Origin of the sequence: Nonomuraea candida (genome assembly GCF_000725485.1) — a bacterium.
Lineage (GTDB): Bacteria > Actinomycetota > Actinomycetes > Streptosporangiales > Streptosporangiaceae > Nonomuraea > Nonomuraea candida.
This window is the reverse complement of the sequence record NZ_KL647033.1, coordinates 24,879-39,500: the sequence shown is the minus strand read 5'-3', so window position 1 is coordinate 39,500 and position 14,622 is coordinate 24,879. Positions and strand designations below refer to the sequence as shown.

12 protein-coding genes are annotated in these 14,622 nt (G+C 71.9%); 3 read left to right on the top strand and 9 right to left on the bottom strand.

The window, feature by feature from the left end:
- Position 1: 1 nt before the first annotated feature.
- The 3 genes from IO39_RS48140 to IO39_RS48130 are packed head-to-tail and all read right to left on the bottom strand — an operon-like array spanning position 2 to position 3,501.
- A complete protein-coding gene (locus tag IO39_RS48140; RefSeq protein ID WP_043640472.1) occupies positions 2-1,006 on the bottom strand; it encodes an acetamidase/formamidase family protein in 1,005 nt (334 codons plus the stop codon).
- The gene (locus IO39_RS48135; protein ID WP_043640469.1) at positions 1,003-2,370 is read right to left on the bottom strand and encodes an APC family permease; all 1,368 of its coding nucleotides are present in this window, start codon (positions 2,368-2,370) and stop codon (positions 1,003-1,005) included. Before IO39_RS48135 ends, IO39_RS48140 begins: the two co-directional genes overlap by 4 nt.
- 51 nt (positions 2,371-2,421) lie before the next feature.
- Complete coding sequence (locus IO39_RS48130; protein WP_043640466.1) at positions 2,422-3,501, bottom strand: substrate-binding domain-containing protein; 1,080 nt, start codon at positions 3,499-3,501, stop codon at positions 2,422-2,424.
- A gap of 48 nt (positions 3,502-3,549) precedes the next feature.
- On the opposite strand from IO39_RS48130, the gene IO39_RS48125 reads away from it, so the two are divergent.
- Entirely contained in the window at positions 3,550-3,996 is a 447-nt protein-coding gene (locus IO39_RS48125) for a MarR family winged helix-turn-helix transcriptional regulator (RefSeq protein ID WP_043640464.1), read from the top strand.
- A gap of 77 nt (positions 3,997-4,073) precedes the next feature.
- Here IO39_RS48125 and IO39_RS48120 read toward each other — a convergent pair whose 3' ends face one another.
- On the bottom strand, positions 4,074-4,277 hold the full coding sequence (locus IO39_RS48120) for a hypothetical protein (protein WP_043640462.1): 204 nt from the start codon (positions 4,275-4,277) through the stop codon (positions 4,074-4,076).
- A 169-nt stretch (positions 4,278-4,446) separates the two neighbouring features.
- Complete coding sequence (locus tag IO39_RS48115; protein WP_084774754.1) at positions 4,447-5,724, bottom strand: Glu/Leu/Phe/Val family dehydrogenase; 1,278 nt, start codon at positions 5,722-5,724, stop codon at positions 4,447-4,449.
- 213 nt (positions 5,725-5,937) lie between these two features.
- Between IO39_RS48115 and IO39_RS48110 the strand changes: the two genes are divergently transcribed.
- Positions 5,938-7,497, top strand: a complete 1,560-nt coding sequence (locus IO39_RS48110; RefSeq protein ID WP_052424318.1) for an alkaline phosphatase D family protein — start codon at positions 5,938-5,940, stop codon at positions 7,495-7,497.
- 275 nt (positions 7,498-7,772) lie between these two features.
- On the opposite strand, the gene rocD is transcribed toward IO39_RS48110, so the two are convergent.
- From rocD to IO39_RS48095, 3 genes are all read right to left on the bottom strand, one after another.
- The gene (rocD, locus tag IO39_RS48105) at positions 7,773-8,987 is read right to left on the bottom strand and encodes an ornithine--oxo-acid transaminase (protein WP_043640456.1); all 1,215 of its coding nucleotides are present in this window, start codon (positions 8,985-8,987) and stop codon (positions 7,773-7,775) included.
- A 2-nt stretch (positions 8,988-8,989) separates the two neighbouring features.
- Positions 8,990-9,787 carry a dimethylargininase gene (gene ddaH / locus IO39_RS48100; protein ID WP_084774796.1) on the bottom strand — a complete coding sequence of 266 codons (798 nt, stop codon included), beginning with the start codon at positions 9,785-9,787 and terminating at the stop codon, positions 8,990-8,992.
- A 124-nt stretch (positions 9,788-9,911) separates the two neighbouring features.
- Entirely contained in the window at positions 9,912-10,427 is a 516-nt protein-coding gene (locus IO39_RS48095; RefSeq protein WP_084774751.1) for an Lrp/AsnC family transcriptional regulator, read from the bottom strand.
- Between the two features lie 94 nt (positions 10,428-10,521).
- Between IO39_RS48095 and IO39_RS59550 the strand changes: the two genes are divergently transcribed.
- The gene (locus tag IO39_RS59550; protein WP_084774749.1) at positions 10,522-12,873 is read left to right on the top strand and encodes a GH1 family beta-glucosidase; all 2,352 of its coding nucleotides are present in this window, start codon (positions 10,522-10,524) and stop codon (positions 12,871-12,873) included.
- 237 nt (positions 12,874-13,110) lie between these two features.
- Here the strand turns inward: IO39_RS59550 and IO39_RS48085 are convergent, their stop codons facing one another.
- Positions 13,111-14,499, bottom strand: a complete 1,389-nt coding sequence (locus tag IO39_RS48085) for a glycoside hydrolase family 16 protein (RefSeq protein WP_043640451.1) — start codon at positions 14,497-14,499, stop codon at positions 13,111-13,113.
- Between the last annotated feature and the right edge of the window lie 123 nt (positions 14,500-14,622).

The following is a 14,622-nucleotide window of genomic DNA, read 5'->3' as shown; positions in this document are numbered from 1 at the left end:
CCTAACTTGTGTAGGCCGAACCCAGGGCCCTCAGCCGGGCGTGCGCGTCCTCGTAGACCCCCGTCGCCCCCAGATACGCCTTGGGCAGCTTGGCGACCATCGTGTAGTTGGTGTCGCACACGTTCCCGACCGGCGCCTGGCCCGCCTGGCTGACGAGCTGGTAGGCGTCGAGCGTGTCCAGGCCGGTGAGCTCGGAGGTCCAGGTGACCAGGTCGTGCTGGCTGATCCGGTACGCGTCCTCCAGCGGCCTGGCCGACCCCGTGGACATCAGGTGCAGGTCGTCCTCCAGGCGCGGCCACGGCGTGGCCACCCCCTTGATCAGCTCGACGGCGACCACGGTGTTCATGGCCGACTCGACGGCCGTGCCGCACACCTCGCCGTGCCCCTGGAGGCCGTGGCCGTCGCCGACGGCGAACAGGCCGCCCTCGACGTTGACGCCCAGGTAGACGGTGACGCCCGCGCGCAGCTCGGGGGTGTCCATGTTGCCGCCGTGCGCGTCGGGGGTGATCGTCATGCGGGCCTCGTTCGCGCCGGGGGCCACGCCGACCGTGCCGTGCATGGGGTCGAGCGGCAGTTCGACGCTGAAGTCGCTGTTGCGGGCGTGGTAGACGGCCACGTTCCGGTCCAGGTCGATGTCGTAGCGCCAGACGCGCTCCTCCAGCGGCGGCTGCAGCATGGCCGTGGTGTGGGTGCCGGTCAGCGCGCCGAAGTGCGGGAACGTGGTGGAGACCGCCCAGTCCCTGGCCGGGGTGATGCTGACGAAGTGCAGGGCCAGCGTGTCGCCCGGCTCGGCGCCCTCCACGTGGAAGGGGCCGGTCACGGGGTTCAGGTAGGGGAACTCGCACACCCGGGAGGGCAGGTCGTCCACCGTCCTGACCCGGCCGCCGAAGCAGTCCTCGGTGTAGAGCTCCAGGATCGTGCCCGGCCGCACCTTGGCGACCGGCGCGCGACCGCCGAAGGTGTAGCTCAGCTCCTCCGGCTCCGGACGATACGAGACGACGTTCACTTGACCTCCGTTGGCAGTGCGGGCCTGCGGCCCAGCAGGTACGAGGCGCCGAGGACGAGCAGGCCGAGAGCCAGCCAGACGCCGCCCACCCACTGGGCCGCGACGTTCTGGTTGATGACGACGGCCACCAGCACGCCGAAGCCTATGACGGGCGCGATCAGGTGGGCCCAGTAGTCCCGGCTGCGCTGCTTGACCAGGTAGTGCACGACCACGGCGATGTGCAGCAGCAGGAAGGCGCTCATGGCGCCGAAGTTGACCAGCGAGGCCAGCTCGCCGATGCCGTTCTCCCTGGTGCTCATGTAGACGCCGAGCACCAGCGAGATGCCGGCGACCGCCAGGGTGGCGTTGACCGGCACCCGGCGTCTGGCGTCCACGACCGACAGGAAGCGGGGCAGCTGGCGGTCGCGGGCCATCGCGAACAGCAGCCGCGAGGTGGCCGCCTGCGCGACCAGCGAGTTGGCGAAGCCCCAGGCGATGGCGGTGGCCACGGCGGTGAGCACCGACAGCCACGGCCCGCCGGCGAAGGCGGCCGTGTCGTAGAACGCGCTGCCGGCGGCGTCGCCCTCGGCGATCAGCTTGGCGCGGTCGGGGGTGAGCAGCGCCGCCACCCACGTCTGCACCACGAAGAGCACGGCCGCCACGCCGAGCGCGGCCACCATGGAACGGCCGAGCCGGCGGGCGTCCTCGCGGTTCTCCTCGGCCAGCGTGGAGATGCCGTCGAAGCCGAGGAACGACAGCACGGCCACCGACGCCGCCGCGAACACCACGCTCCAGGTGAAGGAGGAGGAGTCGAAGAGCGGGGTGAGCACGCCGGCCTGCGCCTTGCCCTGGGCCAGCGCGACGCCGCCGACCACGAGGAAGATCGCCAGCACGGCCAGCTCGGCCACCAGCATGATGCGGGTGATCCGGGCCGTCATCTGGATGCCCAGGTAGTTGACCACGGTGTTGAGCAGGACGAAGATCACCAGCCAGCCCCAGATGGGGATCGCCGGCAGGAACGAGTTCATGGCCGCGCTGGCCACCAGGTAGAGCAGCGAGGGCACCAGCACGTAGTCCAGCAGGATCGCCCAGCCGGCCAGGAAGCCGACCGGGGGCGCGATGCCGCGCCCGGCGTAGGTGTAGACCGATCCGGCCATCGGGAAGGCGCGGGCCATCTGCGCGTACGACAGCGCCGTGAACGCCATGGCGACCAGCCCGATGAGGTAGGCCAGCGCCACCATCCCGTGCGAGGTGGCGAAGACGTTGCCGAAGATCCCGAAGGGTGCGATCGGCACCATGAAGATCAGGCCATAGATCATCAGATCGGCGAAGCCCAGGGAGCGCTGGAGCTCCTGGCGGTAGCCGAACTGCTCGATCGTGCTCATTACGGCTCCTAGATGCTTGGGGGGCGATTGGCACCTTAGAGCCAAAGCTTTCTAGTGAAAAGGTTTCTCCAGAAAGAAGTCCAGGCCGTCGGCCCTGCCGAGGTGGACGGGGTGGCGTACCTGCCGATCGAGCAGGGTGAGCCGGCCGCGCCCGCTCGTGATCGTGGTGCCGTCGGCGACCGCGTCGAGCGCGGGCACCGCCAGCGAGCCCGCCCGCGCGCACAGGGCGGCCAGCATGGCCACGGCCTCGTAGCAGCCGTGGCCGTGGGCGTTGAGCATGGGGGCGTCGGGGCCGAACCTGGCGGTGTAGCGCTGCGCGAAGCCGAGGCCTGCGTCGGTCGGCAGGCCGCGGAAGTAGCCCATCGACGCGTACAGCCCGCCGGTGGCGTCGCCGCCGATGCCCAGCAGGCCGTGCTCCTCCAGCGCGCCGCACAGCCGCGCCGCGCCCAGCCCCGCCTGCGCGTACGCCCGGTTGAACGCCACCAGGTCGCTGCCGATCAGCGTGAGCAGGATGGCGTCGGGCCGGGCGGCGGCCACCCGGTCCAGCCAGCGCACCGCCTCGCCGTGCCTGACCAGGCCCTCGCCCACCACCTCGGCCCCGGCCGCGCGCAGCCGCCGCCGGGCGCCGGCGTGCACCAGGCGGGGCCAGATGTAGTCGTTGCCCAGCAGGTACCAGCGGCGGGCGCGGCGCGGGCCCGCCAGCCACTCGATGCCCGGCGCGAGCTGCCGGTCGGGGGTCTCGCCCAGGAAGTAGACGCCGGGCGCGCGGCCCCCGCCCTCGTAAGGCGGCGCGTAGACGAACGGCACCCGCCCCGCGATCGCCGCCACCACCGCCACCCGCACGTCGCTGGCGTGCGCGCCGGCCACGGCCTCGATCGTGCCCGACCTGACCAGCTCGCCCACCTCGGCCGCGACCCGCCCCGCCGGCCGGCCGCCGTCGACGAGGACCAGCTCGACCGGCCGGCCCAGCATGCCGCCCGCGGCGTTGACCTCCTCGGCGGCCAGCACGGCGCAGTTGATCGCGCACGGGCCCATCAGGCCGAGCACCCCCGACACGGGGACGATCAGGCCGATCCTGATCGAGCCCGAAGGGAGGAGCCGCGCTTCGAGAGGATCGACGGTCGCCGCCACGCCGACGAGTATCCTCCCCTTGAGCTCCCAGATGAAAGGACCGTCTTCATGACCGCTTCTGGGCTGGGGTCCTCACTCGCCTATCTGCTGAGCCGCGCGGAGCGCAGCGTCAATCGGGGGCTGGCGGCCGTGCTCGCCGGGGAGGACGTCACGGTCGAGCAGTGGCGCATCATGCGGGCGCTGGCCGACGGCCGGGGGGAGTCGATGGGCGAGCTGGCCGAGGCCGTGCTGATGCCGCACCCCACGCTGACCAAGGCCGTCGACCGGCTCATCGACCGGGCGCTGGTCTACCGGGGGCCGTCGAAGGGGGACCGGCGGCGGGTCGCGGTGTTCGTCTCGGGGCGGGGGGCCGAGCTGCTGTCCCGGGTGGACGGGGCGGTGGCCGAGCAGCAGGCGATGATCGCGCTGGCGTTCGGGCAGGAGCGCACGGGGCAGCTCATGCGCGACCTGGAGAGCCTCGTCGAGGCCCTCGACCACGCCGAACTGCCCACCTGACCCACCCCCGCCTGGTCTCCGGAACGACTGCCTGGTCTCCGGAACGGCTGCATGGGGGCGGCGGGGGAGGCCGGTGGTCAGCCCCGGTCGCGTTTCGTGGCGGTGTCCACCCAGATCAGCACGGCCACGCCGGCCACGGCGACGCCCAGGTAGCCCGGCAGGGGCAGGTCCACCAGCCGGTGCAGGAAACCCCAATGGCTGTCGAACCACATCCGGCCGACGAAACCCATGACGCCCTGGATGATCGCGATCACGCAGACGATGTTGATGAGAGCCTTCATGGCTCCACGATCGCGGCACGGGCCCGCCCCCGGCATCGAACCTTGGGCGGGCCCCGCGCTACTTAAGTCGCGACTCGCTCGGCGCCGAAGCCGCCGCCGGAGCCGCCGCCGGAGCCGCCGCCGGAGCCGCCGCCGGAGCCGCCGCCGGAGCGGCGCTCCGGGCGGTCGCTCACGGGTAGAGGCCGCGCATCTGGTGCGCCTCGGCGACCCGGCCCACGCCGATGACGTGCGCCGCCTGCCGGAGCGTCAGGCCGCGCTCGGCGGCCAGCGAGGCGACCTCGGAGAAGGCGCCCAGCATGAGGTCGCGCAGCTTCAGCTCGACCTCGGCGGAGCTCCAGGAGTAGGCCTGCATGTTCTGCACCCACTCCAGGTAGGACACGACCACCCCGCCCGCGTTGGCCAGGATGTCGGGCACGACCGTGGCGCCGTTGGCGGCGAGGATCTCGTCGGCCTCGGGCGTGGTCGGGCCGTTGGCGCCCTCGACGACCAGGCGGGCGCGCACCCGGGGCGCGTTGGCCTCGGTGATCACGCCTTCGAGCGCGGCCGGGACCAGGATGTCCACGTCGAGCTCGAACAGGTCGTCGTGGGACATCGCGTCGGCCTGGTGGAAGCCCCGCACGCCGCCGGTCTCGGCCGCGTAGGCGCGCAGCCGGGCGACGTCGAGCCCGCCCGGGGCGTGCACCGCCCCGGTGATGTCGGACACCGCCACGACCCTGCACCCGGCGTCGGACAGGTATTGCGCGGCGAGCGCGCCCACCTTGCCGAAGCCCTGCACGGCCACGGTCACGCCCTCGGGCGAGCGGCCGAGCGCGGCCAGCGCCGCGATCTGCACGCCGCGCGAGGTCGCCCCCGCGCGCCCGAGCGAGCCGCCCAGCGTCATCGGCTTGCCGGTGACCACGCCGGGCACCGAGTAGCCGGCGTTGACGCTGTAGGTGTCCATGATCCAGGCCATGGTCTGCTCGTCGGTGCCGACGTCGGGGGCCGGGATGTCCTTCTCCGGGCCGATCAGCGGCAGGATCTCGTTGACGTAGCGGCGGGTCAGCCGCTCCAGCTCGCGGGTGGTCAGCGCGGTCGGGTCCACGGCCACGCCGCCCTTGGCGCCGCCGTACGGGATGCCGACCAGGGCGCACTTCCACGTCATCCACATGGCCAGCGCGGTGACCTCGTGGATGTCGGTGGCCGAGTGGAACCGGAGCCCGCCCTTGGCGGGGCCGCGCGAGACGTTGTGCTGGACGCGGAAGCCCTGGACGACGTCGAGCCGGCCGTCCTCGCGCCGCACCGGGACCGAGACGGTCAGCGAGCGGCGCGGCGTGGCCAGCATCGTGCGGAGCCCGTCGTCGAGCCCGAGATGCTCGGCGGCCCGGTCGAGTTGGTGGAGAGCGGAGTCGAGGGCCTGGCGGCCCGGGGTGATCAGGGCCGGCGTCTTTGACGGCACCATGATGCTCATGGAAGGAAGTCCTCCTGTTGTGACACCCTATTGACGGAAAAAGCGCCGTTGCTTTCCCGATTTGGGCGTTGTTGTCACGATCATCCTAGAGCGGGGCGTTTGACGTTGCCTAGTTTTGGTAGAAATCCAAGCCGGTGATCGGATGCTGTGGACCGTGCCACTCTGGCAGGCTTGCGCGCGTGAGTGTGCCGGAACGTCGAAACAGGGGGTGGAATGCCCGCACTCGTGGTGGGGCCCATGCTGCGATATGTCGACTCTGTCAGTGCCTCGATCTGGGTGGAGACCGCCGAACCCTGCACGGTCGCCATAGAGGCGGACGGCAGGACTTACCGGTCGCCTACCTTCACCGTGCACGGGCACCACTACGCGATCGTGGACCTCGTTGAGTTGTCCCAGGATATCGCGTCGTATTCGGTGAAGCTCGACGGGGAGCAGGTATGGCCCCTGGCGGGTCGCCCGCCGAGCCGGATCAGGCTGCTGCCCGCCGACGGGGTGCGCCGGCTGGCCTTCGGCTCGTGCCGCGCCAGCGTGCCGCACGACGCCGCGCACGTACGCACCTACGGCGACGACGTCCTGCGCGCCTACGGCGAGTCGCTGGCCCAGGCCGGCGACGACGAGTGGCCCGACCTGCTGCTGCTCCTCGGCGACCAGGTCTACGCCGACAACCCCTCGCCCGAGATGCTCGACTACATCCGCTCGCGCCGGAGCACCGAGCCGCAGGGGGAGATCGCCGACTTCGAGGAGTACGCCGAGCTCTACCGCCGGGCCTGGACCGACGAGGAGATCCGCTGGCTGCTGTCCACCGTGCCGACCGCGATGATCTTCGACGACCACGACCTGCGCGACGACTGGAACACCTCCCAGCCCTGGCGCGAGCAGATGGCCAGAACGTCGTGGTGGCGGCACAGGGTGGTGTCGGGGCTGGGGGCGTACTGGATCTACCAGCACCTCGGCAACCTCTCGCCCGCCGAGCGCGCCGAGGACCCGCTGCTGGCCAAGCTGATGGCCGGCGACGGCGGCGCGGCGCTCGACGCCTTCGCCGAGAAGGCCGACACCGAGCCGAGCAGCAACCGCTGGAGTTACGCCCGCGACTTCGGCGCCACCCGCCTGATCATGGTGGACACCCGCTGCGCCCGGCAGCTCACCCCCGGCGACCGGCGCATGCTCGACCCGGGGGAGTGGGCCTGGCTGGAGGAGCAGGTGACGCGGCCCGCCGACCGGCTCATCATCGGCTCGTCGATCCCGTTCCTGCTGCCCGAGGGCGTGCACGGCGTGCAGAACTGGAACGAGGCCCTGTGCGACGGCAAGTGGGGGCCCCTGGTGCGGCGGTGGTCGGAGACGTTCCGCCAGGCCATCGACCTGGAGCACTGGGCGGCCTTCCGGCGCTCGTTCGACGACCTGGCCAGGATGCTGATCGGGCTGGGCAAGCCGGTGCTGATCCTGTCGGGCGACGTGCACTACTCCTACCTGGCCAAGGCCGACAGGGGGCCGCTCTACCAGATCGTCTGCTCGCCGATCCGCAACCCGCTCAGCCGCATGCTGCGCTGGGCCAACGTCTTCACGCAGTTCTCGATCGCCACGCTCGTGGGCGGGCTGCTGGCGCGGCTGGCCGGCATCCCGCGCCCGCCGTTCCGCTGGCGGGTCACCAAGGGGCCGTGGTTCCAGAACGCGCTGGCCACCCTCACCCTGCCGGACGACCGGGTCACCTGGTACGGCTCCACCGGCGAGGTGGTCGAGCCGATCGACTCCGTCTCCCTGCGCCAGGCCCCGTGAGGCGGCTCCCGGGTCCCGGCCGGCACCGGGTCCCGGGACCCGGCTGACAACCGGGGCCGCGGGTTCCGGATGACCACGGCGAGGGCCGGGCGTGGAGGCCGGGGAGATTGTGGAGGTTGTGGAGGTTGTGGAGATCGGGGGTCCGGTCGGCCACGGAGACGGCCGGCCGGGCGTCGTGACGGCGGCCGGCCGGTGAACCGGAGGAGCGTCTCCCTGGACAGGGCCCGGCCACGTGCGGCGGGTGGGCCCTCCCGGGCGGAGCCGTAAAGGCTGGGTTATTTGTTCTTCAGCTCGTAAACCGCGTCGGCGAGCTGGTCGATCGCCCAGAGGAGGTCCTCCTCGGAGATGACGATCGGCGGGGCGAGGCGGATCGTCGAGCCGTGCGTGTCCTTCGCCAGCACCCCCCGCTTCATCAGCGCCTTCGACACCTCCCGCCCCGTGCCCAGCGCCGGGTCGATGTCCACGCCCGCCCAGAGCCCGCGCCCGCGCACCTCCACGACCCCCTTGCCGATCAGCTCGCGCAGCCGCGTGTGCAGGACCTCGCCCAGCTTGGCGGCCCTGGCCTGGAACTCGCCGGTGTTGAGGATCTCGATGACCGCGTTCGCCACCGCGCACGCCAGCGGGTTGCCGCCGAACGTCGACCCGTGCTGCCCCGGGTGGATGATGCCCAGCACGTCACGGTCGGCCGCGATGGCCGAGACCGGCACGACCCCGCCGCCCAGCGCCTTGCCCAGGACGTAGATGTCGGGCACGACCCCTTCGTGGTCGCAGGCGAACGTCTGCCCCGTGCGCCCCAGCCCCGACTGCACCTCGTCGGCCACCATGAGGATGCCCTCGGCCGAGCACAGCTCCCTGATGTCGCCCAGGTAGCCGTCCGGCGGCACCAGCACGCCCGCCTCGCCCTGGATCGGCTCGACCAGCACCGCGACCGTGTTGGCGTCGACCGCCGCCCTGATCGCCTCGATGGAGCCGTAGGGGACCAGGCGGAAGCCCGGGGTGTACGGGCCGAAGTTGTCGTGCGCCTCCGGGTCGGTGGAGAAGCTGACGATCGTGGTGGTGCGGCCGTGGAAGTTGCCCTCCATCACGATGATGTTGGCCTGGTCGGGCTCGACGCCCTTGACCTCGTAGCCCCACTTGCGCGCCACCTTGATGGCGGTCTCGACGGCCTCGGCGCCGGTGTTCATGGGCAGGACCAGGTCCTTGCCGGTCAGGTCGCCCAGGCCCGTGCAGAACTGCGCGAACTGGTCGTGGTAGAAGGCGCGGCTGGTCAGCGTGAGCCGTTCGAGCTGGTCCTTCGCCGCCTGGATGATCTTCGGGTTGCCGTGGCCGAAGTTGAGCGAGGAGTAGCCGGACAGGCAGTCCAGATACCGCTTGCCGTCCACGTCGGTGACCCAGGCGCCGTGCGCCTCGTGGATCACCACGGGCAGTGGATGGTAGTTGTGGGCGCCTCGGCGCTCGCTCACTTCGATCAGCTCTGCGCTGGTGGTCATGATCAGTTCTCCCCCCTGATCTCCAGTGTGCAGCACTTGGGCCCCCCACCGGCCTTACGCAGCTCCGACAGGTCGACCGGGATGACCTCGTACCCGCGTCGCTTGAGCTCCAACTGCAGGCCGGCCGCCTCGGCGTTGATGACCACGCTCGTGCCGTCGCTGACCGCGTTCAGCCCCAGCACCTCGGCGTCCTCGGCGCTCGCCAGCACCGCGTCGGGGAACATGCGCCGCAGCACCGCGAGGCTGCCCGGCGAGAAGGCGCCGGGGTAGTAGGCGACGTTGCGCCCGTCGAGCGGGAACAGCGCCGTGTCGAGGTGGTAGAAGCGCGGGTCCACCAGCGTCAGCGAGATCACCGGGCGGCCCAGGTATTCCTGCGCCTCCTGGTGGGCGACCACGTCGGTGCGGAAGCCGGTGCCGGCCAGGATGACCTCGTCGAGCGTGAGGAAGTCGCCCTCGCCCTCGTTGACGTGGGCCGGCTCCAGCGCCGGGTAGCCGCGCTCGGTGAACCAGCGCAGGTAGGCCGGGCCCTCGGGGCCGCGCTCGGGGTGCGCGAAGCGGGCGCCGTAGACCCGCCCGCCCACGACCAGCGCGCCGTTCGCGGCGAAGACCATGTCGGGCAGGCCCTCGATCGGGTCGATGAGGTCCACCTTGTGCCCGAGCTCCTCGTACGCCGACTTCAGGCCCTCCCACTGCCGGACCGCCACGTCGCGGTCCGCGCCGGCCTCGGGGTGCATCCACGGATTGATGGCGTACTCGACCGCGAAGTAGTCCGGACGGCACATGAGGAAGTGTTTGGGCATGCAGCGCTCCATCGGATTTCAGGCAGGGGAGACCCCTTCGGCGGGGTCGCTGACAGCCTAAGAATCCACGTTTGCGCAGGCCAAGGGGTTGACATTGCGTCTTGGCGCGGGTCTGTTGCGTCTTTCAGCCCGTCGCGGGGGTTTCGTTGCGCGGGCCCGCGTAAGGCGCGCCCGGAGCCGCCGGAGCGGGCACGGCGGCCCCCGGCGGGGTGTCCACGAGCCGCGACAGCACGATCGCGCTCTTGGTGCGCACCACGAACGCCATCGCGGCGATGCGCTCGATGACCCGCTCGACGTGGCGCACGTCGGTCGCCCTGATGTGCAGCAGCGCGTCCGCCTCGCCCGTGATCGTGGCCGCCGCCACCACCTCGGGGAACTTGGACACCGCCAGCGCGATGTCCGACGGCTTGGTCTTGCCCTGGCAGAACAGCTCGACGTACGCCTCCGTCGTCCAGCCGAGCGCCTGCGGCGCCACCCGGGCGCTGAACCCCGTGATCGCCCCCGTCTCGCGCAGCCGGTCCACGCGCCGTTTGACCGCCGACGCGCTCAGCCCCACCTGCTGGCCGATCTCCGCGTAGGTCTGGCGGGCGTCCTCGACGAGCGCCGCGATGATGTCACGATCGAGCCGGTCCAGTTCCACGCGCTCTGTATACCGCCTGGCCAGGCTGGCGCGCGACGAGTGGCGCGCGGGAGACTGGGCAGCCCCGACCGTGACGTGAAAGGCATCCGCCAGAATGAGCACCGCGAGTTTCCCCCGCGATTTCGTGTGGGGGGTTTCCACGTCGGCTTTCCAGATCGAGGGGGCCACGGCCGCCGACGGCCGCCGTCCGTCCATTTGGGACACCTTTTCCGCGGACCGGGCGGAGGCGTGCGACCACTATCACCGATATGCCGAGGACGTACGGTTGATGAAGGACCTGGGAATGGCCGCCTACCGGTTCTCGGTGAGCTGGGCGCGGGTTTTCCCGGAGGGGCGCGGCGCGCCGAACCCCGCCGGTCTCGACTTCTACGACCGGCTGGTGGACGAGCTGGCCGCGGCGGGCATCACCCCGTACGCCACCCTTTACCACTGGGACCTGCCGCAGGCGCTGGAGGACCGCGGCGGCTGGCCGGCCCGTGACACGGCGCTGCGGTTCGCCGAGTACGCCGCCGCCGTGCACGAGCGGATCGGCGACCGGGTGGACACGTGGTTCACGCTGAACGAGCCGTGGGTGGCGGCGTTCCTGGGCTACGGCTCCGGCATCCACGCGCCCGGCCGCAAGTCGCCCGCGGACGCCTTCCGCAGCGCCCACCACATGCTGCTGGCCCACGGACTGGCCGCCCGGGCGCTGCGCGCGGGCGGGGCCGACCGGGTCGGCGCGGTGCTCAACCTGTCGCCCGTCATGACGCCCGCCCAGGTCAGCGACTTCGGCCGGCGGCTGTCGGAGGAGGACGCCGCCGCCGTGGCCCGGATCGACACGCTGGTCAACCGGCAGTTCCTGGAGCCCATGCTGCGCGGCTCCTACCCCGGCGAGCTGCTGGAGATCGTCGAGCGCCACGGCGGCCTCGGCCACGTCGCCGACGGCGACCTGGAGACCATCGCGCAGCCGCTCGACCTGCTGGGCGTCAACTACTACACCCCGCTCGTCGTGCAGGCGCAGCCGAGCGAGCCCGCCGACCCCGCCTATCCGGGCAGCACCGGAATCCTGTTCTGCACGGTGCCCACGGCGGTCACCGCCATGGGCTGGCCGATCGTGCCCAGCGGCCTTTCCCTGCTGCTCGGCCGCATTTCCCGCGAATATCCCGACCTCGATCTGATGATCACCGAGAACGGCGCCGATTTCGTGGACATGGTGACCGGCGACGGAATTCACGACGTGGACCGCATCAGTTTCATCGAGGAGCACCTGCGCGCGCTGCGCGCGGCCATCGCGGACGGCGCCCGGGTCCGCGGATATCTCGTCTGGACGCTGCTCGACAATCTCGAATGGGCCGACGGCTACCAGCGCAAGTTCGGCCTCGTGCACGTCGACTTCGCCACCCAGCGGCGGCGGCCGAAGGACAGCGCGCTGTGGTACCGCGACGTCATCCGCCGCAACGGCCTGGTGGAGACGCGCCCCAAACGGCCCACCCTGGAGACGGTGGCCGCCCGCGCGGGGGTGTCCAGGGCCACGGTCTCGCGCGTGGTCAACGGCGAGTCGTCGGTGAGCCCCGAGGTGCGCGAGTCGGTGATGCGGGCCGTCAACGAGCTCGGCTACGTCCCCAACCTGGCCGCGCGCAGCCTGGTCACCCGGCGCACGAACGCGGTCGCCCTGGTGCTGTCCGTGCCCCGGCAGGGCGGCGACGCGCTGACGGCCGCCGTGGTGCAGTACGTCACCAGCCTGCTGGAGGGCGCGGGCAAGCAGATCACGCTCATGCTCGCCGACACGGCCGAGAGCCACCGGCGCATCGTCGCGCACGTCGAGGCGCGGCTGGTGGACGGGGTCGTGCTGCTGCCGCCCGACCGGGCCGACACGCTGGCCGAGCGGCTCTCCCGCACCGGGGTGCCGGTCGTGCTGCTGGGCAAGCCGGCGATCGCGTCGCTGGTGCCGTACGTGGACGCCGACAACGCCGGCGGCGCCGCGGCGGCCACCGAGCACCTGCTGGCCGGCGGGCGGCGCCGCATCGGCATGGTCTGCGGGCCGATGGAGCTGGTCACCATGCAGGACCGGCTGGCCGGTTACCGGGCGGCGCTGCGGCGCGCGGGCCTGCGGCCGCTGCTGGCCCCGGCCGACGACCTGACCCGCGCCTCCGGCGCCGCGGCCACGCGCCGGCTCCTGGGTGACGAGCCGGCGCTGGACGCCGTCTTCGCCGCCACCGACCAGCTCGCCATCGGGGCGCTGAGTGCGGCGCGGGAGGCGGGCCGGCGGGTGCCGGCGGACCTGGCGGTCGTCGGCTTCGACGACATCGACGCCGCCTCGGCCACCACGCCCGGCCTGACCACCGTCCGCGTCCCGGCCGCCGACCAGGCGCTCGCGCTGGCCCGGCTGCTGCTGTCCCGCCTGGAGGGCGGCCACACGACCTCCGTCGTGGTGCCGGCCAGGCTCGTCGTCAGGGAGTCCGCCTGACCGGCCCGCCGCCCTGGCCCGTGCGGCCCGATCCCGGCCTGCGCGGTCGGAGCCGCCGCCGGAACAGGGCGCTCGGAACGCCTGCCCGACCTCGGTCATCCTGTCGCTCCCCTGCCGGCGGCGGTCCTACCCGATCGGTGTTCACCGATCGGGCCGCACCAGGGGGTCATCCCCGATCAGGCCTCAGCCGGGTGGTCTCCCCCGGGCAGGGAAGACCGCCCGAGGGAGACCCGGTGATCAGGAGGTGGTGAAGGTGAACCAGTTGACGTTGACGAAGTCGGCCGGCTGGCCGGAGGAGAAGGTCAGGTACACCGTGTGCGTGCCCGTCACCCCCGAGATGTTCGCCGGCACCGTGCGCCAGCTCTGCCAGCCGCCCGTGTTGGAGATCGCGAAGTCGCCGATCGGCGCGGCCGTCGGGCTGTCCAGGCGCACCTGCACCAGCCCGCCGACCCCGGCCGCCGCGCCCGAGGCCACGCGCGCCCGGAACTGCGTGGCGGGCGTCGAGCCGAAGTCGACCCCGTCGTAACGCAGCCAGTCACCGTTGGCGATGGCCCCGACGTTCTGGCCGCCGCCCGAGTCGGTGGTGTTCTCGACGAAGGTGCCCGACTGGGCCTGGTAGCGCTCGGCCTGGATGGTCGAGCGGGCGTCCACGCCGCCGGGAGGCGTGGTCGGGTCGGGGCCGCCGCCGTTGCTCTGCCAGACGGCCACGTAGTCGACCACCATCGGCCGGCCGGGCACGGTGGCCGCGGTCGGCGTCTGGCCGGCCAGCGCGTTGGGGAACGCCCCGCCCATCGCCACGTTGAGCAGCAGGAAGTAGCCGGCGTGGCCGGTCATGTTGTTCCAGGTGGTGGCGTCGAACTGCGACTGGTTCACGCCGTGGAACTGCTGGCCGTCGACGTACCAGCGCAGCTGGTTGGGGCTGACGCTGCGGTCCCACTCGAAGCGGTAGGTGTGGAAGGCGGACTGGCAGGTCGAGCCGGGGCAGGCGCGGCTGGCGCCGAGCCCGGTGGTCTCGTTGCAGGGCCCGCCGGGGTTGACGCCGCAGTGCAGCACGCCCCAGACGGAGTTGATGCCGTTGACGTTCTCCATGATGTCGAACTCGCCGATGGCCGGCCAGTTCCAGTAGTTCCCCCGGTAGGGCGCGCCGAGCGCCCAGAACGCCGGCCAGTAGCCGAGCGCGGCGTTGCCGGTCACGTTCGGCATCTGCAGGCGGCTCTCGATGCGCAGGACGCGGCCGTCGGCGGGCTTGAAGTCGGCCCGCCTGGTCTCGATGCGCGCCGAGGTCCATTCACCAGAGGAGCTGCGCAGGGGCGTGATGCGCAGGTTGCCGGAGCCGTCGAGGCTGAGGTTGGCGGTGCTGGAGGTGTAGTTCTGGACCTCGCCGGTGCCCCAGTTGGCGGGGCCTCCCGGGTACGAGTGCCCGGTGTCGATGATCCAGTTGGCCGACGAGGGGAGGGTGTTGGCGCCGCCGTTGAAGTCGTCGGACCAGACGAGGGACCAGCCCGAGGGCGTCGGCGGCACGGACGCGGAGGCGCTGACGGCCGTCTGCACGAGCAGGCCGCTGAGCGCCGCGAGCGCCGCGGCCACGGCCGCCAGGCGGCGCCGGCGCCGGATCGGTGTTGTCATACTCGCTCCATGGGGGGTACGGGAACGCCGCGGAGAGAGCGCTCTCTCGAAGATCTGAACACACCGTTTACCCGCTGTCAATGAACCCAACAGCGGGGTCGGCCAGGATGTGAGCACCATCTT